Source organism: Leisingera sp. McT4-56 (assembly GCF_020514995.1).
GTDB lineage: Bacteria > Pseudomonadota > Alphaproteobacteria > Rhodobacterales > Rhodobacteraceae > Leisingera > Leisingera aquaemixtae_A.
The window spans coordinates 115,762-137,345 of record NZ_JAJALF010000001.1 but is presented as its reverse complement, the minus strand read 5'-3'; the positions used below and the strand labels follow the sequence as shown (position 1 = coordinate 137,345).

General features: G+C 61.2%; 20 protein-coding genes and 1 tRNA gene. 7 read left to right on the top strand and 14 right to left on the bottom strand.

Annotated elements, in window-relative coordinates:
* Window positions 1-86 precede the first annotated feature (86 nt).
* The 8 genes from LHL23_RS00635 to rocF all read right to left on the bottom strand — a co-directional run bounded on the left by LHL23_RS00635 (window position 87) and on the right by rocF (window position 6,157).
* Entirely contained in the window at window positions 87-452 is a 366-nt protein-coding gene (locus tag LHL23_RS00635) for a hypothetical protein (protein WP_226428424.1), read from the bottom strand.
* A 338-nt stretch (window positions 453-790) separates the two neighbouring features.
* A complete protein-coding gene (locus tag LHL23_RS00630; RefSeq protein ID WP_226428423.1) occupies window positions 791-1,822 on the bottom strand; it encodes an AI-2E family transporter in 1,032 nt (343 codons plus the stop codon).
* On the bottom strand, window positions 1,822-2,109 hold the full coding sequence (locus tag LHL23_RS00625) for a hypothetical protein (RefSeq protein WP_226428422.1): 288 nt from the start codon (window positions 2,107-2,109) through the stop codon (window positions 1,822-1,824). Before LHL23_RS00625 ends, LHL23_RS00630 begins: the two co-directional genes overlap by 1 nt.
* A 361-nt stretch (window positions 2,110-2,470) precedes the next feature.
* Window positions 2,471-2,806, bottom strand: coding sequence for a hypothetical protein (locus LHL23_RS00620; RefSeq protein WP_226428421.1), 336 nt, complete (start codon window positions 2,804-2,806; stop codon window positions 2,471-2,473).
* A complete protein-coding gene (locus LHL23_RS00615) occupies window positions 2,803-2,964 on the bottom strand; it encodes a DUF1328 domain-containing protein (protein WP_226428420.1) in 162 nt (53 codons plus the stop codon). Before LHL23_RS00615 ends, LHL23_RS00620 begins: the two co-directional genes overlap by 4 nt.
* 297 nt (window positions 2,965-3,261) lie before the next feature.
* The gene (locus LHL23_RS00610; protein ID WP_222475753.1) at window positions 3,262-4,308 is read right to left on the bottom strand and encodes an ornithine cyclodeaminase; all 1,047 of its coding nucleotides are present in this window, start codon (window positions 4,306-4,308) and stop codon (window positions 3,262-3,264) included.
* Entirely contained in the window at window positions 4,305-5,234 is a 930-nt protein-coding gene (gene ctlX / locus LHL23_RS00605; RefSeq protein WP_226428419.1) for a citrulline utilization hydrolase CtlX, read from the bottom strand. Before ctlX ends, LHL23_RS00610 begins: the two co-directional genes overlap by 4 nt.
* Window positions 5,231-6,157 carry an arginase gene (rocF, locus tag LHL23_RS00600; protein WP_222475755.1) on the bottom strand — a complete coding sequence of 309 codons (927 nt, stop codon included), beginning with the start codon at window positions 6,155-6,157 and terminating at the stop codon, window positions 5,231-5,233. Before rocF ends, ctlX begins: the two co-directional genes overlap by 4 nt.
* Before the next feature lie 111 nt (window positions 6,158-6,268).
* On the opposite strand from rocF, the gene LHL23_RS00595 reads away from it, so the two are divergent.
* Entirely contained in the window at window positions 6,269-6,694 is a 426-nt protein-coding gene (locus LHL23_RS00595) for an Lrp/AsnC family transcriptional regulator (RefSeq protein ID WP_065267363.1), read from the top strand.
* Between the two features lie 61 nt (window positions 6,695-6,755).
* Here LHL23_RS00595 and LHL23_RS00590 read toward each other — a convergent pair whose 3' ends face one another.
* Window positions 6,756-7,223 carry a disulfide bond formation protein B gene (locus LHL23_RS00590; RefSeq protein ID WP_226428418.1) on the bottom strand — a complete coding sequence of 156 codons (468 nt, stop codon included), beginning with the start codon at window positions 7,221-7,223 and terminating at the stop codon, window positions 6,756-6,758.
* A 2-nt stretch (window positions 7,224-7,225) separates the two neighbouring features.
* The gene (locus LHL23_RS00585) at window positions 7,226-7,804 is read right to left on the bottom strand and encodes a YqaA family protein (RefSeq protein ID WP_226428795.1); all 579 of its coding nucleotides are present in this window, start codon (window positions 7,802-7,804) and stop codon (window positions 7,226-7,228) included.
* Window positions 7,805-7,968: 164 nt separating this feature from the next.
* On the opposite strand from LHL23_RS00585, the gene LHL23_RS00580 reads away from it, so the two are divergent.
* Window positions 7,969-8,054 (top strand) — tRNA-Leu (locus LHL23_RS00580).
* 55 nt (window positions 8,055-8,109) lie between these two features.
* Here the strand turns inward: LHL23_RS00580 and LHL23_RS00575 are convergent.
* The 4 genes from LHL23_RS00575 to ypfJ all read right to left on the bottom strand — a co-directional run bounded on the left by LHL23_RS00575 (window position 8,110) and on the right by ypfJ (window position 11,958).
* Window positions 8,110-9,156 (bottom strand): dipeptidase, encoded by a 1,047-nt coding sequence (locus LHL23_RS00575; protein ID WP_226428417.1) that lies wholly within the window; start codon window positions 9,154-9,156, stop codon window positions 8,110-8,112.
* Window positions 9,157-9,184: 28 nt separating this feature from the next.
* A complete protein-coding gene (locus LHL23_RS00570) occupies window positions 9,185-9,850 on the bottom strand; it encodes a class II aldolase/adducin family protein (protein WP_226428416.1) in 666 nt (221 codons plus the stop codon).
* A 16-nt stretch (window positions 9,851-9,866) separates the two neighbouring features.
* Complete coding sequence (gene mtnA / locus LHL23_RS00565; protein ID WP_226428415.1) at window positions 9,867-10,973, bottom strand: S-methyl-5-thioribose-1-phosphate isomerase; 1,107 nt, start codon at window positions 10,971-10,973, stop codon at window positions 9,867-9,869.
* Between the two features lie 139 nt (window positions 10,974-11,112).
* Window positions 11,113-11,958, bottom strand: a complete 846-nt coding sequence (ypfJ, locus tag LHL23_RS00560; protein WP_226428414.1) for a KPN_02809 family neutral zinc metallopeptidase — start codon at window positions 11,956-11,958, stop codon at window positions 11,113-11,115.
* A gap of 308 nt (window positions 11,959-12,266) precedes the next feature.
* Between ypfJ and LHL23_RS00555 the strand changes: the two genes are divergently transcribed.
* From LHL23_RS00555 to LHL23_RS00535, 5 genes are all read left to right on the top strand, one after another.
* Window positions 12,267-13,418: an efflux RND transporter periplasmic adaptor subunit gene (locus tag LHL23_RS00555; RefSeq protein ID WP_226428413.1), complete on the top strand. Its 1,152-nt coding sequence runs from the start codon at window positions 12,267-12,269 to the stop codon at window positions 13,416-13,418.
* 3 nt (window positions 13,419-13,421) lie between these two features.
* Window positions 13,422-16,547, top strand: a complete 3,126-nt coding sequence (locus tag LHL23_RS00550) for an efflux RND transporter permease subunit (RefSeq protein ID WP_226428412.1) — start codon at window positions 13,422-13,424, stop codon at window positions 16,545-16,547.
* Window positions 16,548-17,343: 796 nt separating this feature from the next.
* Window positions 17,344-18,309 carry a TAXI family TRAP transporter solute-binding subunit gene (locus tag LHL23_RS00545; protein ID WP_222475765.1) on the top strand — a complete coding sequence of 322 codons (966 nt, stop codon included), beginning with the start codon at window positions 17,344-17,346 and terminating at the stop codon, window positions 18,307-18,309.
* A 114-nt stretch (window positions 18,310-18,423) separates the two neighbouring features.
* A complete protein-coding gene (locus LHL23_RS00540) occupies window positions 18,424-21,147 on the top strand; it encodes a TRAP transporter permease (protein WP_226428411.1) in 2,724 nt (907 codons plus the stop codon).
* Entirely contained in the window at window positions 21,144-21,575 is a 432-nt protein-coding gene (locus tag LHL23_RS00535; RefSeq protein ID WP_226428410.1) for a universal stress protein, read from the top strand. Before LHL23_RS00540 ends, LHL23_RS00535 begins: the two co-directional genes overlap by 4 nt.
* Window positions 21,576-21,584 lie beyond the last annotated feature (9 nt).

Here is a 21,584-nt window from a genome sequence, read left to right as displayed (position 1 = left end):
ATGCAATTCTCAGCCGGACAGGCCTGTTGCGGACTGCAAAAAGGCCAACCGGCCTTTTCACCTTGCTTAGCACTGCTGGCTTTGGCCTATTCACCGGCCAGAATCATAACCGCGTCCAGATGGCTCGTCGAAAACGGCCGGGTGAGCATCGGCAGGTCTTGCAGCTCCGGCTCCGTGCTTTCCCCGTTCACCAGAATAATGCGCCAGCCCTTGGCACGGGCCGTAAGCAGCCAGTCCCCGGCCGCCGGTTCGCTGAGGGAAAAGGCAAAAAACACCAGCCGCGGCGGCGGCGTTCGGTCATCGAGAAAGGCCGTGCAAAGCTCGATCTTGGTTGCGCTGATAACGTTGTCCAGACCGCGGCGCATTAGATAGTCGGTGATATCGACAGCTTCCAACGCGTTTCCGGTCAGGATCAGAATGGGTGCTTCCGCACCGGTAGTCTCAGTACCCATAAGGTCTCCTCAAATTGTGGAGGAGAATTGCCACCGGCACTCGGGGTTCTCATTAAACTGTGACATATCAGGGAGAAAAAAATTCCGCAGCTGACTGCAGCCTCAGAACCGGGTCTGGGAAGCGCGGAGGATGATTAAACACAAGGAGTGAGCTGTAAGATATTGATAAAATAAATATAAGTTACAGTCCTGGAGCGTGGCTGTAGTAAGTTTTTGCAGTGCCTGGGCGGCAGGCCGCGCTTCTTCGAATTGTCATGGTTTAAGTCCCGGCGCCGCGATGCGGGGCCGGGTAGCGGGCAGGCCTCGGTGGCAAACTGCCAGGCGCGCAGCAGCAGCTTTCAGACCACCTTTTGCAAAGGGTCGTCCGCGGTGTCGTCCGCAGCGCCGGGGCGCGGCTCCAGCAGCACACCCAACCACAACAGCAGGGGCAGTGTTACAAAGGCGCCGACCGGCCCCCACAGCCACAGGCCGAAGACAATCGACAGAAAGATCAGCAGCGGGTTGATTGCCATGCGCTGGCCGACCACCAGTGGCGTTACGATATTCGCCTCTGCCATATTGAGCGCGAGGAACGCCAGCGGCGGCAGCACCGCATAGGCGCCATGGAACTGCAAGATACCCGCAAGCGCCAGCCCCGATGCCACCAGCAGCGGGCCAAGATACAGCACATAGTTCAACAGCCCTGCGGCAAGCCCCCACAGGAGCGCATATTCAACTCCCAGCGCCATCATCGCCGCCGCCGTGGCCGCGCCGAGCCCGGCGTTGACCAGAGTAATTGCTGCAAAGTAGCGCGCCACAACCGTGTCAGCGTGCTTGAGCCGGTCTTTCAGCGGCCCGGTCAGCCGGTAGAGATCGTTGCGGGTCAGGGTGAAGAAGAACAGTGTGCCGACAAAGATGAACACCTGGGAGACAAAGCTGGGCGCCAGCCACAGCGCATCGCCCACCGAAGGGATCGCCGTCTGCGGCTCCACCGCTTCGGCGCCGACGCTTTCCTCGATTTCCTGGCTGATCGTCTCAATGCCGCGCAGCAGATGCGATGCCTCGCCGATCAGGCGAGCCATCACCGCCTTGATGCGGGGAAGTTCCTCGATAAGCACGTTGATCAGCGGCTCGATCAGCAACAGGATCACCGCCACAAACATGGTAGACAGCAGGAGCAGCGACAGGGCGATCACCAGCCGCGGCACCCCGTGGCGTGCCAGCTTGTCCGCCAGCGGCGACACCACGACGCCAAGCACCAGGGCAAAGCTCATTGGCGCCAGGATTTGCTGTGCCAACTGCAGGGCTGTGGTGACAGCTATGACCGTCAGGATCAGCAGCATCACTCGCACGCCGCGGCCGCTGAGCGCTGTTGTCAGGACACCAGGCATCAGTGCGCGGCGTTTTGCGGCGCGGTGGCCTTGAGTGTGCGGGGCGCGGCGCTGTCGCCCAGGGCGGCGGCGCCAAGGAACAGCAGCGGGTTGCGGCAGTCAAAGGCGCTCACCTCTTGCACGGTTTTCTTCAGATGGAGGCGGCGCAGTCGCTGGCCGGGATCAAAGACCTGCGCCGCGACCCCGGCTCCTTTGCGGAGTTTCTCCTCCACGGCGCCTTTGGCCATGCGGCCCAAATCTGTCGCCTGTTTGCGGGCCTGCTGTTCCAGATCGGACGTATCGGTCATGTCATCTGCCTTTCTGCTGCCGGGATGTCACAGGGAAACGTGCCGGGGAAAAGTGCGCCGGATACGGACCCATCGAAACGTCAAGCGCGAACTGGCAAGGAAACTGCCCCGGCAGCTGCTGCAAAGCGGCAAAAGCCGAGGATCAACGACAACAGAAACAGCTGTCCGGCAAGTTCGTAGATCATGACTTGGCCCCCCTTGGAAATAACGGTTCCGCAAGCTCAACGCGGGCAGCAGGAGATGGTTCCTTGTTTTTTGTATCGACTGGGACCCCGCTGTTCGCAGAGCGCCACAGCGTGACAAACGACCAAGCCGCGCGTTTGGCGCGGCTAGGTCGGAATACGGCTGTCCGCAGTGCGGATCAGTAGCGCCTGCGCATGGCAAGCCCCAGCAGAATGCCCGCGCCAAGTGCGCCTGCAAGTGCAAGCCCCGGGTTCTTCTTGACGAAGTCCTGGGTCTGGTCGGCAAAGCGCTGCAGCTCGCCCGAGCTGTACTTCATCCCGGCATCCAAGTGTTCCTGCGCCGTTTGTACAGCCTGGGCGGCCTGCTCTTTGGCGCGGTCCGCAAGGCTGTCAGAGGAAGAGACTTTGGCGCTGGCTTTGGTTTCGGGACGCTGCGTGGTTTCGGTCGTGCTTGTCATATCAACTTCCTTTTGGGTTTTGATGACTTTAGGTCGGATGGGGGTGAGCTGGATCACTTGCGGATCAGGCGCAGGGCAATCGAAAGGACGAAGAGCACCAGAAAGATCACAAACAGGATCTTTGCGATCTCGGCTGACGCGCCCGCAATGCCGCTGAAGCCGAAAAGGGCTGCGATGAGTGCCACGATCAAGAATGTGAATGCCCAGCCAAGCATGTCTCTCGTTCCTGTTTCAGTTGTGCGCCGCTCTTAGCGCCGTGTGACAGAACAACGGCTGGGCGGGCGAATGGTTCCGCGCTGGCAGCTGGAAACGCGGGAGGCTGGCGCTGAAACGGAAAACGGCCCCCGCTGGGACAGTAGCGGGGGCCGTTGAAAGACCGGACTGGTATTGGTCCTGAAGCAGGCTCAGGCTGCCTGCATGTGCTCTACGCCTGCAGGCGGGCGTTGGTTCCCGCGCGGCTGCAGATTTTTTCAAAGGGCTGCCGGGAGGGAGATGCCCTATGCCGGCCTAAGTCAGCTCTTGGCCCGCTGCAGCATGCCGAACAGGTCGCGCGGATCGTCGGGGTCGGCCAGCATATCCAGGTCGATAAAGTAATCCGTGCCCTTGATGCGATCGCGGATATACCGCAGCGCCGAGAAATCCTCGATCGCGAAACCAACACTGTCGAACAGGGTGATCTGGCGGTCGCCGGTACGTCCCTGTTTTTTGCCGGAAATCACTTCCCACAATTCGGTGACCGGGAAATCCTCCGGCATCTGCTGGATCTCGCCTTCGATCCGCGTTTGCGGCGGGTATTCGACAAACACGTCGGAGCGGCTGAGGATGCCGGCTGCCAGTTCGGTCTTGCCGGGACAGTCGCCGCCGATGGCGTTGATATGGACGCCGCTGCCGACCATGTTGTCGGTCAGGATGGTGGCATACTGCTTGTCGGCGGTGCAGGTGGTGAGAATCTGCGCGCCTTCGATGGCTTCTTCCGGTGTCTTGCAGCTAACGACCTCGATCCCAAGGCCTTGCAGGTTGCGGGCGCATTTTTCGGTGGCAGCTGAATCCTTGTCATACAGGCGCACGGATTTCAGGCCGATGATCGCCTTCATTGCGAGGGTCTGGAATTCAGACTGGGCGCCGTTGCCGATCATCGCCATGGTGGTCGCGCCCTTGGGCGCCAGATACTTGGCGGCCATGGCTGACGTTGCCGCGGTGCGCAGCGCGGTCAGCATGGTCATTTCGGTCAGCAGCACCGGATAACCGGTGTAGACATCCGCCAGAAGCCCAAAGGCGGTGACGGTCTGCAACCCTTCGGAGGTGTTCTTGGGGTGGCCATTCACGTATTTGAAGCCATACGCCTCGCCATCTGAGGTCGGCATCAGTTCAATCACGCCGACGTCCGAGTGGCTGGCAACGCGCGGGGTCTTGTCGAACAGCTCCCAGCGCTTGAAGTCCTCTTCGACATAATCCGCCAGGTCGCGCAGCATCTGCTCGATGCCAACGTGATGAATGAGGCGCATCATGTTGTCGACGCTGACAAAAGGCACCAGTGCCTTGTCCGAAGGCTGTGTCATGCGGATTTCCTTTCACGGGGGCTGAGGTGGATGCCTGCCAGCATGCAGCGCACCGACCCGCCTGCGGTTTCGATGGTTGGAATGGTCAAGGGGAGCAGCTCAGCGCTCTGCTCAATTATGGCGATCTGATCCGGACGCAGCGCCTGCAGTGCCGTTGCGGAAAGCGCCAGGAGGCGTCTGCGGCCTGTCAGCTCCAGCGCGTTGCCGGCGAAACCGGCGATCTGTTCCGGCGTCAGGTCAATGACTTGGCGGCCGGTTTCCTCCAGCCGCGCCACAACTTCCGCACGGCGGGCGGGGTCAACGATCATGTCCAGGCAAATCAGCGCGTATTCGGTGCCGATGCCCATCAGGACATTGGTGTGGTAAACGTCGCGGCCTGCATCATCTTTGGCTTCGAACACCATGGGTTCAAAGTTGAAATGAGTGCAGAACCGTTCCAGCAGCACCGGGTCGGCGCGGTTGGATTTCACCGTGTAGGCAATGCGCCCGATATGGTCGAGCACCATGGCGCCGGTGCCCTCCAGCGACAGGCCGTCCTGTTCCAGGCCGGAATAGTCGATCACGTCCTGCACCCGGTAGTCGCGCTTCAGAAGCTCGATAACATCCCAGCGGCGTTCCTTGCGGCGGTTTTCGGCGTACATCGGATAAACCGCTACGTGGCCGCCGGCATGGGTGGAGAACCAGTTGTTCGGGAACACGCTGTCCGGCGTTTCAGTGGTGGTGTCGTCAAAGACATGCACCGTGACACCGGCGCCGCGCAGGGTCTCGACCGCGCCGTCGAACTCCGCCAGCGCCTGTGCGGCGGTGGTCTCCGCCGAGGTATTCGCAAGCGTTTGGAAGGCGTTATCACTCTGTGTTTCAGGATTTGAGCGGAAGTGGTGCGGGCGCACCATCACTACCGCAGAGGGGGCTTGCAGGCTGCTCACTGGTAGCTCCGTGTCGGGCGGTCAAAGACGCGGCGGCCAAGCGCAGAGGCGCAGAGGTCGACCATCAGATGCGCGGTGCGGCCGCGCTCGTCCAGGAAGGGGTTCAGTTCAACCAAGTCAAGCGAGGTCATCAGGCCGGAATCATGCAGGATCTCGCAGACTAGATGCGCCTCGCGCACGGTGGCGCCGCCCGGTACGGTGGTGCCGACGGCCGGGGCCACGGAGGGATCCAGGAAATCGACGTCCAGCGAGACATGAAGCATGCCATTGGCCTGCGCGACGTGATCCAGGAAGCGGTTCAGAGGTCCGGCAATGCCGTTTTCGTCGATGTGGCGCATGTCGTGGGTGCGGATGGCGCTGCCTTCCAGCGCAAGCCTTTCCTGCGTGTCGACAGACCGAAGGCCGATCATGCAGACATTCTCCTGCGGCACCGGGTTGTTCACTGCAGGAAAGCCTTCGAAGCCGTTACGGCCAGTGAAATATCCAACCGGCGTGCCGTGCAGGTTGCCGCTGTCGGTCGTCTGCGGCGTATGGAAGTCGGTATGCGCGTCAAGCCATAGGACAAACAGCGGACGGCCTGCCTTGGCGGCATGGTTGGCGGCACCGGCAACCGACCCCAGCGACAGCGAATGGTCACCGCCGAGGAAAACCGGCATGCCGCGCCCCAGGGCGTCTTCGGCGGCCTGCGCCAGGCGCGAGGTCCAGCCGATAGTTTCGTTGCGGGCATAGACCAGCCCGTCGTTTGTGTCCTTGGCGTGGGTGTCCGGGGCCAGGTTGCCAAGGTCTTCCACTGTGTGGCCCAGGCTTTGCAGGGCTTCGGTGATGCCGGCGGTGCGGTAGGCGTCGGGGCCCATCAGGCAGCCCGCCCGGCGTTTGCCGCTGTCTACCGGGGCGCCAATCAGGATGCAGTGTTGTGAGGTCACTGTTTGATCTCCCAAAATCTCAGGTTTAATACTAGAAACTTCCGAAACGTGATGGAATCCAGCAATCAATTTGCCCATGATGAGGGGCAATTGATCAAAACGGGGTAAGGTATGGACAAAACGGATGAGCGGCTGGTGTCAGCCCTGCGGCACAATGCACGGGCGTCGCTTTCGGATCTGGCGCTGGAGCTGAACCTGTCGCGGACCACCGTGCGGGCGCGGATCGAGCGGCTGCAGGCGCGCGGCGATATCCTGGGGTTTACCGTTGTCCTGAAGGAGGATGTCCTGCGCGATCCGGTGCGCGGGCTGATGATGATCGGGATCGAAGGCCGCGGCACCAGCCGCATCACCAGGCAGCTGCAGGGGCTGCCGGAAGTGCGGGCGATTCATACCACCAACGGGCGCTGGGATCTGATTGTCGAACTGGGCACCGAGACGCTGGAAACCCTGGATGCCGCCCTGGCTAAGATCCGGACGTTCGAAGGCGTCGTGAGCAGTGAAACCAATCTGCTGCTGGCAACCAAAAAAGACACCTGAGAAGTTCAGGTTCTCCAATGCGGCCAGTGGTTTGGCGGCCGCATTGCAGCTTGCTGGAATGTTAACGCTGTTTGCGGATGTGGTTGGCTGCGGCAATCCACAGCAGCGCAAGGCTGAAGGAGGCGACGGCGTTCCAGGTGGCCATGGAGAGCGACAGCATTTCCCACGGGACCTCGTCGCAGCGCACCAGCGGCGCGGCCATGATCTGCTCCATCAGCTGGTCGGGTGACAGGCCGCCAATGGGGCCGGAGGTGCAGGTGGTGGGCCCTTCCCACCAGCCGCGTTCTACCCCGGTGTGATAGGCGCCGACCCCGGCGGTGGCCAGCGCCGCCAACGCACCCAGATACGGCAGAACTGCGCCTGGGATAATCAGCGCAAGGATGCCGATCCCAGCGGCAGCGGCATGGGGATAGCGCTGCCAGTAGCAGAGTTTGCAGGGCGCCATTTCGCCGATGTACTGAAACCCCAGCGCACCCAGAAGCAGCGCGGCAGAGCCGCCGGCGGCCAATACGATCAAAAGCCTGTGCATGATCAAATGTACCTCACCATCAGGAAGCCGCCGAACAGGAGCACCATGAAGGCTGTGAAAACCAGCCCCAGGCGGCGTTCAATAAAATCCCGGACCGGGGCGCCAAACTGCCACAGCAGGCCGGCGACGATGAAAAAACGCAGTGCGCGGGCTAGGATAGAAGTGGCAATGAATGTGCCAAGCGGCATTCCGGTCCAGCCCGACATGATGGTGATCACCTTGTAGGGGAACGGCGTGATGCCTGCGCCCAGCACTGCCCAGAACCCGAAATCGTTGAACCGGGTGTTGAACTCCGCCATGGCGTCGCCCTTGCCCATGGCTTCCAGAACCGGCTGGCCGATGCCCTCGTAGAAAAAGGCACCGATAGCGTATCCCAGCACACCCCCGGCCACGGAGGCGATCAGTGCCACCAGCGCGATCAGCCAGGCACGCGACGGGCGGGCCAGGATCATCGGGATCATCAGAACGTCCGGCGGGATCGGGAACACCGAGCTTTCGATAAAGGCGACAACAGCCAGGCACCACAGCGCCCTGGGATGATCGGCCAGGGCCATCGTCCGGTCATATAGCGGTTTCAGCATGCTGGGTCCTGCGTCCTCAACGGCTTTTGCCATGGGAGGTGGCATGCGCGCGGCGCTCCGTCAAGCTGCGAGGCCGCGGAATTTGCCGCGCAGAGTAATTTCAGCGGCGCAGCCCCGATTTGCCTCTGGACCTTGGCTGATTGCTTGGCTAGGAACAGACCGTGGCCCAAGTGGCGGAATGGTAGACGCAGGGGATTCAAAATCCCCCGATGGCAACATCGTGAGAGTTCGAGTCTCTCCTTGGGCACCACCGCAATCCTATGAAAACCAAGTGCTTGTGCAGTGATTGTGATGCACGGGCGCTGTTAGGCCAAGGTCTGCTCCAAGAGGCGCAGCCAATTGCCATGGCACAGCTTTGCCATGAGCCTGTCGTCGTACCCACGCGCTTTCATTGCCTTGCGCAGAACCGGCAGCCCTGAAACATCCTTGATTTCAGCGGGCACGGTTGCGCCATCAAAATCCGAACCCAGTCCAACCCTGTCCTCGCCAAGCTCGCAGATGAGGTAATCAAGATGGTCAATCATCCGGCTGACCGGTGTGTCTGCGTCCATGCGCCCATCTTCGCGCAGGAAGGCGACGGCGAAGTTCAGCCCCACCAGGCCGTCGCTGTCGCGGATGGCGTGCAGTTGCCTGTCTGTCAGATTCCGGCTGTGCGGGCAGAGCGCGTGGGCGTTGGAATGGGTCGCCACCAGCGGCTTTCTGGAGTGTCTTTCAACATCCCAGAACCCGGCGTCGTTCAGGTGAGAGAGGTCAATCAGGATGTTCAGTTCATTGCACTTTTTCACCAGGCGAACACCATCGGCTGTCAAGCCGGGGCCGGTGTCCGGGCTGGAGGGGAAGCGGAACGGCACGCCATGGCCATAGATCGTGGGGCGGCTCCAGACCGGGCCAAGCGAGCGCAATTCCGCGGAGTGCAGTACCTCCAGCAAATGGAAATCCGGGTCGATTGCTTCGGCGCCTTCCATATGCACGACGGCTGCCATGATACCGTCTTGCATTGCGCCGCGAATGTCGGCCGCAGTGCGGCATATCTTGAGCGCGCCTTGTGTTTCCAGACGGATCAGAATTGCGGCCTGGGCAAGGGCGATCTGCGCAGACCGCGGCCAGTCCGCTGCGGGTGGCAGCGGCAGGTCGTAGCTGTCTGCCTTCATTTCTTCCATGAAGGAAGCATCGCCGTCGTGCGGGACGAAGATGGCAAAGAACCCGCCTGCAAAACCGCCCTTCGTCGCCTTGAACAGGTCGATGTGATGGCCGCCAGAGCCCAAGAAACCGTCCTTGTCAGAAGCAACACTGCCAGACTGAATCTGCAGCAGCAGGTCGTTGTGCCCGTCGAAGATCAGCGGGTGTTTCATTCCGCCTCCATTTTGCGTCAACGCATGATCAGCGGCTGTCCTTCAGCCCGTAGTCCGCGAAGGCAGTGACCACTTCCGCCATTTCGTCTTCACTCAGGATGTGCGGCTTGCCGATGGTCAGGCTTGCCGTGTAACCCTTTGCCAGTGTTTCCAATTCCACCATGCGCCACAGCGCGCGCGGCAGGCTGTCCCCGGTTGCCACCGCACCATGGTTGGCCATCAGGCAGGCGCTGCGTTCCTGCAAGGCGCGGATGATATTTTCCGACAGATGCCGGCTGCCGAACAGCGCGTAATCCGCTACTGGAACATCGCTGCCACCAAAGGCTGCGACCATGTAGTGGCACGCCGGTATAGTCTGACGGTTCATCGCCAGCGCACTGCAGTAGACGGGATGGGCATGGACCACGGCATTCACGCCGGGTTTGGCCTGAAGGATCGCCATGTGAAAAGGCCACTCGGTCGAGGGCTTCAGCTGCCCCTGCTGTTCAGGGCTGCCGCCCAGCGGTATCAGCACAAGATCTTCAGGTGCCAGTTTCTCATAAGGAACGCCGGACGGGGTGATCAGCATGTGATTTTCCGCGCGAACCGAGATGTTGCCGGAGGTGCCCTGATTGATGCCCGCGGCGTTCATTTCCAGGCAGGCGTCAATCACCGCCTGCCGTAGTTCGGTGCAGTCGTGATACGGCGGCTTCATGGTGCGGCGTCCGGCATCAGGCGGATTTTGCTGCGGCCATTTCCGGAAACAGGCCTGCCAGGCCTTCCTCGGAGGCGTCGCAGATGCCGCGTTCGGTAATCAGCCCGGTGACCAGCCGGTTCGGCGTCACGTCAAACGCGGGGTTGCCGCCGGGGGTGCCGTCCGGTGTCACCTGAACAACGCCGATTGCGCCGTCTTCGGTCTTGCCCTGAACATGGGTGATCTCCCGCTCGCTGCGCTCCTCGATCGGGATCTCGGCAACGCCGTCGGAGACCGTCCAGTCGATGGTCGGCGAGGGCAGGGCGACATAGAACGGCACTCCGTTATCGCGGGCGGCCAGCGCCTTCAGATAGGTGCCGATCTTGTTGCAAACGTCGCCTCGGCGGGTGGTCCGGTCGGTGCCGGTGATGACCAGATCGACCTGGCCGTGCTGCATCAGGTGGCCGCCGGCGTTGTCGCTGATGTAGTTGTGGCTGATGCCGTGGCTGCCCAGCTCCCAGGAGGTCAACGCCCCCTGGTTGCGGGGCCGTGTTTCGTCGACCCAGACGTGGATCGGAATGCCAGCCTCATGCGCCTGGTACATCGGGCTGGTGGCAGTGCCCCAGTCGACAGTTGCCAGCCAGCCGGCGTTGCAGTGGGTCAGCAGCCGGACCGGCTCACCCGCGGGTTTTCCGGCGGCGATCTGCCGGATCAGTTCCAGTCCATGCGCGCCGAGGCTGCGGTTGATTTCGACGTCCTCATCCGCAATCTCATGCGCCAGGGCCAGGGCAGCTGCTGCACGCTTTCCCTCATCCAGCGGCCTCAGGCGGCTGCGGCAGCGGTCCAGCGCCCAGCGCAGGTTGATCGCGGTCGGGCGTGTTGCGTTGAGGAAGCTCCAGGCCTGATCCATGGCCGCATCGGACGGGTCCAGCCGCATTGCAAGCGCCATCCCATAGGCGGCTGTCGCCCCGATCAGGGGTGCGCCGCGGACCCGCATCTCAACAATGGCATCGGCAAACTCCTGCAGCGTGTCCATCTGCTGAATACGGAACTCATGCGGCAGCCAGCGCTGGTCGATGATCTGCAACGCATCCCGTTCGTGGTCCCACCACAGCGACCGGTAGTGCGTCCCGTCAACTTTCATTCGGCTGTCTCCCTTGGGTTGGCGCGGCAGTGCGCAGGCGGCCGGAAACGGCCGGCCAGGCGCGCCCGGTGCGGTGCTGCCTGTGGGGTTACACAAGCATCAGCGCCAAGAGATTTCAATGGCCTGGACATTCAAAGTGTCACAGGGAATTGGCAGAGAAGGTATCACAGGCGTTCACATCACCGGTTTGAAACCCGCGGGCGAACCATTGCTGCCGCTGTGCGCTGGTGCCGTGGGAAAACGTATGCGGCTGCGGCACCCGGCCGGCATTGCGCTGCAGCGCGTCATCGCCGATCTGCTTGGCTGCGTTCATCGCCTCTTCAACGTCGCCGGGTTCCAGCGTGCCCAGCGCGTCCTGTGCGTAGCGCGCCCAGATCCCGGAGAAGCAATCGGCCTGCAGCTCTGTGCGGACAGATATGGCATTGGACTCAACCTCGCTCACGCGGGCCCTTATGCGCTGGGTTTCGCCCAGGATGCCAAGCTCGTTCTGGACATGATGGGCAACTTCGTGGGCAACGACATAGGCTGCTGCAAAATCGCCGCGTGCGCCCAGCCGCTGGCTGAGTGTTGTGAAGAAGGAGGTGTCGAGGTAAACCTTTTCGTCCAGCGGGCAGTAAAACGGTCCGGTTGCACCGGAGGCCCCGCCGCAGGGCGATTGTGTCACCCCTTTGTACAGAACAAGAACCGCCGGGCTGTATCGGCGTCCGAGCTGCTGTTCGAAAATGGTGGCCCAGACATCTTCGGTATCGGCGAGGGCAACGCTGACGAATTCCGCGGCTTCCTGGTCGGCTGCCGTGACCGGCGCCGGGCTGCCGCTTTGCGGTGCGGAGCCTTGCAGCAGCGGAGTCAGATCCACCCCTAAAAAGGCACCTGCAACAACGATCAGAAGAAGGCCGGCCCCGCCGAAACCTGCAGTCCGGCCTGTCATCCGGCGGCCCCGCCGGTCCTCGATATTCCGGCTTCCCCGCCGCCCTCTCCACCGCATGTCATTCTCCTTGCTTGCAGGCCAGGCTTCTTTGCCGGAACAAGGTAACGGCCTGGCACCCGTTATCAAATCCCGTAAGCACGGGTGGCCCGCCCCTGCATACCAAGCACACCTGCCTGCGGGCCGCGGTTCCATTGATATCTGGTCACTGGTGGCCTTCCGGAAACGACGGAAGTTTCTGGGCAACGCGTGTGCAGCTTGCAGATGTGTGCTGGGACGGTATTCAATAGGGCAACGATTTGGATACGGGGCGGCACGCCGGGTTTACGGCTGCGCTGAAATTTTCTGTTTAATTGAAAGGCTCAAGAATGACGTGTTTCTGGAACAGGGGCCTGACCGGCCGGACCGGGCTTGCAATGGTGGCCGCGCTAGGCCTGGCAGCTGCGGATGCGGCGCTGGCGCAGCAGCAGGGTGGCGCCCCCAAGGTGTCGGTCTCCGAGGCGGTGATCAAACCGATCAAGGACACTGCAACCTTCATCGGCCGCGGCGAGGCGATCGACAAGGCCGATATCATGGCACGGGTGAGCGGCTACCTGGAGGAAGTGCTGGTCCAGGACGGCGCAGAAGTTGAGAAGGGTGACATTCTGTTCCGGATCGAGCGCAGCGCCTATGAAGCGGTGCTGGAAAGCCGCCGGGCGGAACTGGCACAGGCAGAAGCCAACCTGGAGCTTGCGTCGCTGGAACTGGTGCGCAAGCAGGAGTTGTTCGAGCGCGGCTCTGTCCCGGAAACCGACCGCGACACCGCCCGCGCCAATGAACTTGTGGCAGAGGCGCAGGTGCGGGCTGCCCGGGCGGCCATCCAGCAGGCAGAACTGGACCTGAGCTACACTGAAATTCACGCCCCCTTCTCGGGCCGCGTCGGGCGTGTCGAGGTCAGTATCGGCGACGTGGTCAGCCCCAGCGGCTCACCTCTGGTCAACATCGTGCGCGAAGCGCCGGTTTATGTGTCCTTCTCGCTGAATGAAAAGCAGTTCGTCGAGATCCTGCAGGAGCTGGAAGCCAACGGCGTCGACCGCGGCAACACCGAATCCGCGCCGGAGGTGTTCGTGGTGCTGCCCAACGGCGCAGAACTGGAGGAGAAGGGCCGGATTGCCTTTGCCGGCAACCGGGTGGATCCCGCGACCGGTGCGGTCACCGTGCGGGCGAAGTTCGATAACGAGGACCGGTTGATCCTAGACGGTGCTTTCCTGACCGTGGGCCTGCAATCCCAGCAAGCGGTCGACCGGATTGTCATCAGCCAGGCCGCGATCCAGCGCGATCAGCAGGGGCCGTTTGTTCTGGTGGTGGATGACAGCAACCAGGTGCAGCAGCGCTACATTGCGACGGGCGATGTGCAGGGCACGGGGATCATCGTGCTGGACGGGCTGACCAATGGCGAAACCGTGGTGGTCGAGGGGCTGCAGAAGATCCGCCCCGGCGTTGAGGTGGATCCGGTCATGGCCGCCCAGGCTGGAGAGTAAGCGATGTTTTCCTCCACATTCATTTCAAGGCCGAAATTCGCGATCGTCATCTCCCTGGTGCTGACGGTCATGGGTGTCATCGGCTATTTCGCGCTGCCGGTGGCGCAGTTCCCGGAAATCACGCCGCCGGTGGTGAATGTCACCGCCACATACACCGGCGCCAATGCGGAAACCGTTGAAAAGAGCGTCGCCGCACCGATCGAAGCGCAAGTCAACGGCGTGGACGGAATGCTCTACATGTCCTCCACGTCCGCCGACAACGGCAGCTATTCACTGGCGGTGACCTTTGAGGTCGGAACTGATCCGGATATCGCCTCGGTCAACGTGCAGAACCGGGTGGCACAGGCAACCGCAGCCCTTCCTGCCGAGGTCAATGCCAATGGCGTTGTCACCCAGAAAAGCTCTTCCAACATGCTGCTGGTGACGGCGCTGACTTCGCCCAACGGGTCCTATGACAGCGTGTTCCTTTCAAACTATGCAGCCATCAACATCAAGGATGCGCTGGCGCGGGTCAGCGGCGTCGGCAAGGCGGATATTCTGACCAATTTCGAATACGCCATGCGGGTCTGGCTGGACCCGAACAAGATGGCGGGGCTGGGGATTTCGCCTGGTGACGTCATCAATGCGGTGAAGGAACAGAATATTGAAGTGTCAGCCGGGCAGGTGGGTGCACCCCCGGTGCCGGGTGACCAGGTGTTTCAGTACACGATCAAATCGAAAGGTCGCCTGACCGAAGTCAGCGAGTTCGAAGACATCGTGATCCGCACCGGCGAGGGTGGCAGCACAGTGCGCCTTGCCGATATTGGAAGGGTTGAATTGGGCGCTTCCAACTACAGCGCGTCCGGCTATTTCGACGGCGTGCCGGCGACCATTCTGGCCATCTACCAGGCTCCTGGCGCCAACGCGCTGGCAGTATCGGGGGCCGTTTTGGCAGAGCTTGACCGGCTTTCGGAGGACTTCCCCGAGGATGTCGCCTATTCGGTGCCGTTCAATACCACGGATTTTGTCGAACAGTCGCTGAACGACGTGATCACCACCCTGATGATGACCTTCGTGCTGGTGATCTCGGTCGTGTTCATCTTTCTGGGGTCGTTCCGTGCCACGATCATTCCTGCGGTGGCGATTCCAGTTTCGCTGATTGGGACATTTGCCTTCCTGCTGGCGCTTGGCATGTCGCTCAACACCATCTCGCTGTTTGCGCTGGTGCTGGCGATCGGCATCGTGGTGGATGACGCCATCGTGGTGGTCGAAAACGTCGAGCGCATCATTGCCGAGGAGGGGCTGTCTCCGCCTGAGGCAACCCGCAAGGCAATGGGCCAGATCACCGGCCCGGTGATTGCCACCACGCTGGTGCTGCTGGCGGTGTTTGTGCCGGTTACCTTCATGCCGGGAATCACCGGCAGGCTTTACTCGCAGTTTGCGGTGACGATTTCTGTCGCCGTGGTCATTTCTTCGGTAAACGCGCTGACGCTGTCGCCTGCTCTTTGCGGCATTGTTCTCAAACCGCGGTCCGGCCCGCCTAAGGGGCTGTTGGCGATGTTCGAGAACATGATCGGCGGTGTGCGCGGCGGCTACCTGAGCATCGTGACCCGTTTGCTGCGGCTTCCGGTAATCGGGCTTGCGATCATTGCCGCCGTGGCCTTTGGCACCGGATTGGTCTTCAATTCGACATCCAAGGGCTTCCTGCCGCTGGAAGACAACGGCTATCTGTTTGTGGATGTTCAACTGCCCGATGCCGCGGCGCTGGGCCGGACCGAGAAGGTGACCAGCCGGATCGACGAGCAGATCCGCCAGATCCCCGGGGTCAGGGGCACTGTTCTGGTGAACGGCTTCAGCTTGCTGAACGGCTCCAGTGCCAATGGCGCGATGATCATTGCCAACCTGGCGCCTTGGGATGACCGGCAGGATAAAGCGCTGCAACCCGATGCCATCCTTGGTCAGATCTACGGCATCGCCAACGGCGAGGCCGCGGCCAGCATCGTTGCCTTCAACCCGCCGCCGATCTCCGGTCTGGGCATGTCGGCCGGTGTTGAAATGGCGGTGCAGCAGACCGCTGGCGGCACCCCGCAGGATCTGGCGCAGTCTGTCGGCTCGCTGGTCTATTCTGCCAATCAGCGGCCCGAGATCGCCCAGTCCTACACCACCTTCCGGGCCAACGTTCCGCAGGTGTTTGTCGATCTGGACCGCGAGAAGGCCAAGACGCTGAACGTGCCGATTGCCGAGGTGTTCCAGACCATGCAGGCGCATCTGGGATCGTACTATGTCAACGACTTCAACCTATTCGGCCGCGTCTACAAGGTGATGCTGCAGGCGGAGGGGTCCTACCGCGACAAGATCGAGGACATCGGCGGCCTGTACGTGCGGGCGCAATCCGGGGAGATGGTGCCGCTGTCCACACTGATCGACGTCGAGAATGTGCTGGGGCCGGTGCTTCTGAAACGCCACAACATCTTCCGCTCCGCCACGGTGACCGCGGTTCCGGCGCCTGGCCTGTCCACTGGCGACGCGATCCGGGTGATGCAGGAGGAAGCCGCGACCGCGTTGCCGCCGGGCTATGCGTTTGAATGGACCGGCACTGCGCAGCAGCAGCTGGATTCAGCAGGGATGGTCACCGTCATTCTGGCGATGGCGGTTCTGTTCGGCTACCTGTTCCTGGTGGCGCAGTATGAAAGCTGGACGATGCCAGTGGCAATTCTGCTGTCAGTCATTGTCGCGCTGTTCGGGGCCGTGGCAGCGGTGGCAATCGCCGGCAATGACATCAACCTTTACACGCAGATCGGGATGATCATGCTGATCGGCCTGGCGTCAAAGAACGCCATCCTGATCGTGGAGTTCGCGATGGAGCAGCGGGCCGCGGGCCTGACCATCAGGGAAGCCGCGCAGGAAGCTGCCAAACAGCGTTTCCGCGCGGTGATGATGACGGCACTGTCCTTCCTGCTGGGTGTGGTGCCGCTGATGATCGCCTCGGGTGCGGGGGCTGCCAGCCAGCGCGCTATTGGTATCGCGGTCTTCGGCGGCATGCTGGCGGCCACCGTCGTCGGCGTGATTGTCGTGCCGGTGCTTTATGCGATGATGCAAGGCCTGCGGGAGCGGGTGAAAGGGGTGCCTGCGGCAAGCCCGGCAGAATAAAACAGTTTGCCCCGTCAGCCAGTCGGCTGGCGGGGTGTTTCAATCTATGGCTGGAAATGCGGCGCGGTGCGCGATGTTACCCCAGACGCGCGCGAAGACCGCGTTCATGGGCAGTCGCCAGGATCAGCTCCCACTTCCGCGGCGTGCTTCGGAACTCCGGTTCCACATCGCAAGTCAACGGCGCGCTGGCGCCTTTTGGCATTTTGCGGGCCTCGGCGGAGACACACCGCTCCAATGCCCAGAAATCCGTCAGGGACGGGTTGTCAAATATCACTTGGCTAAGCAGCATCGCTGCAAGCTCCCTGTCAATGCTGATGCGGCTTCGGTCCAAAATGACCGTGCCGCGTATTTTTTGTGTGACGCTTGATAGCGGCGTTTTCAGCGTCTGTCACCATTCTGTTTTACAAGCGGGCAAGTTTGCAGAAGACGCTTTGAGAACTGTGCCTCCGGTCCCGGGTGCCCCTAGCCGGCACCGGGCAGGTGGAATCGCGTACAAGGTGATTTTCCTTGCAAGAAAAAACTTTGCGGCCCAGCGGGCGAAGCAGCCGGAGGTCTTACGGGGAAAAATGGCTAACTGTCGTCAGCAGCACGAAAAAGGCGGGCAAAATAGGTGCGGCAATAAATAGCACCCTTGACTTGGGCAGGTGGCAGTGAAACCCTTCTGCGCGTGCAAAAAATTTCGGCACGCACCCTGATTGGCAGGCCAGTTTCCCTCACCGGGACGAAATCCGGACACCAGTTGGACAGCCGTTCAAGCAGGGCTGCAAATCATAAGACAAGTGGGAGAGACTTGATCATGAAACACACCAAGCTGGCTATCGGTGCATTGGTGGCGGCGTCCTTTGGGGCACCCGCAGCATTTGCTCAGGAATACATCACCATCGGCACCGGCGGCGTGACCGGCGTTTATTACCCGACCGGCGGCGCCATTTGCCGTCTGGTGAACAAGGGCCGCAAGGAACACGGCTTCAAATGCGCCGTCGAGTCCACCGGCGGCTCGGTCTACAACATCAACACCATCCGCGAAGGCGAGCTGCAGTTCGGCGTGGCCCAGTCCGACTGGCAGTACCATGCCTACAACGGTTCCTCCAAGTTCGAGGAAGCAGGCCCGTTCGAAGGTCTGCGTGCCGTCTTCTCGGTGCACCCGGAACCCTTCACCGTTGTTGCCCGTGCGGACGCAGGTATCTCCACTTTTGATGACCTCAAAGGCAAGCGCGTCAACATCGGCAACCCTGGTTCCGGCCAGCGCGGCACCATGGAAGTGCTGATGGAAGCCAAAGGCTGGGGCATGGAAGATTTCGCCCTGGCGACTGAGCTGAAGGCGGCGGAACAGTCCGCAGCGCTGTGCGACAACCAGATCGACGCGATGATCTATACCGTTGGCCACCCGTCCGGCTCCATCCAGGAAGCCACCACTGCCTGTGACTCGGTCCTGGTGACCGTGGACGGCGAAGCGGTTGAGAAACTGGTTGCAGACAACTCCTTCTACCGCACCGCGACTATTCCGGGCGGCATGTACCGCGGGTCCGACAACGACACCAACACCTTTGGCGTCGGCGCGACCTTCGTGACCTCTGCTGACGTGTCCGAAGATGCTGTGTACGCGGTGGTCAGCTCGGTCTTTGAAAACTTCGAGGCCTTCCAGAAACTGCACCCGGCCTTTGCCAACCTGAAGCCGGAAGAGATGATCGCGGACGGCCTGTCGGCACCGCTGCATCCGGGCGCAGAAAAGTACTACAAAGAAAAAGGCTGGATCGAATAATCCGCCAGACAATAGGAACGGGGCGCATCAGGCGCCCCGTTTTCGCCTGAGGCCAAAGGCCCGGGCATGACTATTCCGGCCCCGGAGAAACGGCGGCCGCAGGGGAGATTATCCATGACATCCGATGCTCAGGGAAATCGGCCGCTTAGCGAAGAAGAGCTTCAGGAACTGGTCGCGTCCTCCGACGCCGGCGCCCGCAACCCGGTGGGAAGCGTGGGGCTGTTCCTGGCGATCGTCGCCGTCATCTGGTCCGTGTTCCAAGTCATCCTGGCCTCGCCGGTGGCCAACCTGCTGCTGCCTGGCAGCGTGGTGAACAACTCGCGCCAAATCCATTTGGCCTTTGCCATTTTTCTGGCTTACGCGGCCTATCCCGCGCTGAAGTCCAGCCCGCGGAATTACATCCCGGTGCAGGACTGGATTTTCGCGTTGGCCGGCACTGCGATCGCGATGTACGGCTATATTTTCTATCAGAAGATCGTTGATTCCGGCGGTCTTGCCGACGACATGGACAAGTGGTTTGCCCTCGCTGGCCTGATCCTGCTGTTCGAAGCCGCCCGCCGTGCGCTCGGTCCGGCGATGGCGATCATCGCGACGATTTTCCTGCTCTACGTGTTCTTCGGCTCTTCCGAGTACGTCCCGGAAGTCATCCGCTGGAAGGGCGCCAGCCTGAAAAAGGCGATGAGCCATATGTGGATCACCTCCGAAGGCGTGTTCGGCATTGCCTTGGGTGTCTCCACCAAATTCGTCTTCCTCTTCGTGCTGTTCGGCGCGCTGCTGGATAAGGCCGGGGCCGGCAATTACTTCATCAAGATGGCTTTTGGCGCGCTTGGCCACCTGCGCGGCGGCCCGGCCAAGGCAGCTGTTGTCGGGTCTGCCGCAACCGGCCTGATTTCCGGCTCGTCCATCGCCAATGTGGTTACCACCGGCACTTTCACGATCCCGCTGATGAAGCGGGTGGGCTTTACCTCTGAGCAGGCAGGCTCGGTCGAGGTCGCGTCCTCCGTGAACGGCCAGATCATGCCGCCAGTTATGGGCGCTGCAGCCTTCCTGATGGTGGAATATGTCGGCATCTCTTATGTCGAGGTGATCACCCATGCCTTCCTGCCGGCTGCGATTTCCTACATCGCGCTTGTCTATATCGTGCATCTGGAGGCTGTGAAGCGGAACATGCCGACGCTGGGCAACCGCGAAGTCCATCTGGCACGCACGGTATTGGGAATGCTCAGCTTCTTTGCTGTATTTGCTGGCCTTTGTTACGGATCGCAATTCCCAGTGGAACTGGCTTACGCATGGGCACCGAGCGCTGCAGGTTTGATCATGTTTGCAGTGATCATGCTGATCTATGTGGCCATGGTAGCGCTCGCAGCGCAAATTCCTGATCTGGAACCAGATGATCCTAACGCAAAGGACGTTGAATTGCCGGATGTGGCCAAGATTTATAAAGCAGGACTGCATTACCTGCTGCCGATCTTGGTATTGGTCTACTTCTTGATGATCGAGCAGAAATCCCCGGGGCTATCGGCCTTTTGGGCCACTGCGCTATTGTTTGTGATTCTGCTGACCCAGAAACCGCTTAAGTCCATCTTCCGTGGTCAGAGTAACATGGCCAACGCTTTTGTGGATGGGGTGGTAGACCTATGGACCGGCTTGATTGACGGTGCGCGTAACATGATCGGCATTGCACTTGCCACCGCAACGGCCGGGGTGATTGTAGGTACGGTGACGCTCACCGGGATTGGTCAGGTAATGGCGGATCTGGTCGAAAACATGGCTTATGGTCTGACCTATCTTTCCGCTATTGGTGTTCACGCAATCAGCCCGGTGACCGATTTTATCGGGATCACAAGCTTTGAGGGTACGATTGCTGAACGAGCTGCGGACATGACCGGTACAACACTTGTTTTTGTGCTTGCCTGCGTTGGCCTTCTGTCGCTCGTTCTGGGAATGGGGCTGCCGACAACTGCCAACTACATCGTCGTCAGCTCGCTGATGGCCGGCGTGGTGGTGGAACTGGGCGCACAGTCCGGGCTCATCGTGCCGCTGATCGCCGTGCACCTGTTTGTGTTCTACTTCGGGATCATGGCCGATGTGACGCCGCCCGTGGGGCTTGCCAGCTTTGCGGCGGCGGCGGTGTCGGGCGGGGATGCAATCCGTACTGGCTTCACCGCCTTCTTCTACAGCTTGCGGACCGTGGCTCTGCCGTTTGTGTTCATCTTCAACACCGATCTCCTGCTGATCGACGTGAACTGGATACAGGGCATCATCGTTGCCATCTCAGCCACCATTGCCATCCTGGTCTTTACCGCCGGCACCATGGGGTATTTCGTGAGCCGCAGCCGCATCTATGAAAGCGTCCTGCTGGTCTTTGCAGCCTTTGCGTTGTTTAGGCCGGACTTCTTCATGGACCGGGTGATGCCGCCCTTTGCCCAGGTCCCGCCGGCCCAGCTGGCGCAGGCGCTGGACGAGGCGGAACCGGGCTCAGAGCTGCGGATCACCGTGGAAGGCCCGGATTTCGACACTTCTGAGATCAAGAGCACCACGATGATCATAACCGCCGATGGCACGGACGGGCAGGCGGCGGTGGATGCCTACGGCCTGCTGCTGCTGGAGGAAGATGGCGCGGTGAAGCTGGAAGAGCCGATGTTCGGCACCCCGGCAGCCCCCAATCTTGAGAGCTTTGATTTCTACGCCGACGCGCCGGTGCAGATCATTGCTATCCAAGCACCCGCCAGCCAGTTGCCGAAAGAGCTGATGTTCCTGCCGGCGCTTCTGCTGGTGGCGCTGGTTGCCCTGATGCAGCGCGGCCGCGCGCGTGAAGAAGAAGGAGTAACAGCATGAGCAAACCCGTTCTTTGCGCTCTGGAGCTTAACGATCAGAACCTAGACGAAAAGGTCCTGTCCCAGGCTGGCCGGCTGGCCGAACTGGACGGGGCCCAACTGGATGTCGTCAATGTCCTGCCGGATTTCGGTGAAAGCTGGGTGTCCGGGTTCTTCGAGGAGCATCACCACGAAAAGGCGGTCAAGGACGCCACCCAGCGTCTGAGCGAACTGTGTGCCAAGGTTCTGGGCAAGGACCGCAATGCCAAGGTCCGCCACCTGGTTGCAACCGGCACCGCCTATCAGGAGATCCTGAAGGTTGCCGAAACCGCTGGCAGCGGCCTGATCGTGATCGGGGCGCACAAACCGGACCTGAAGGATTACCTGCTGGGACCAAACGCGGCCCGGGTGATCCGCCACTCTGACTGTTCGGTCTTCGTGGTCCGCTGAAGAAAATAG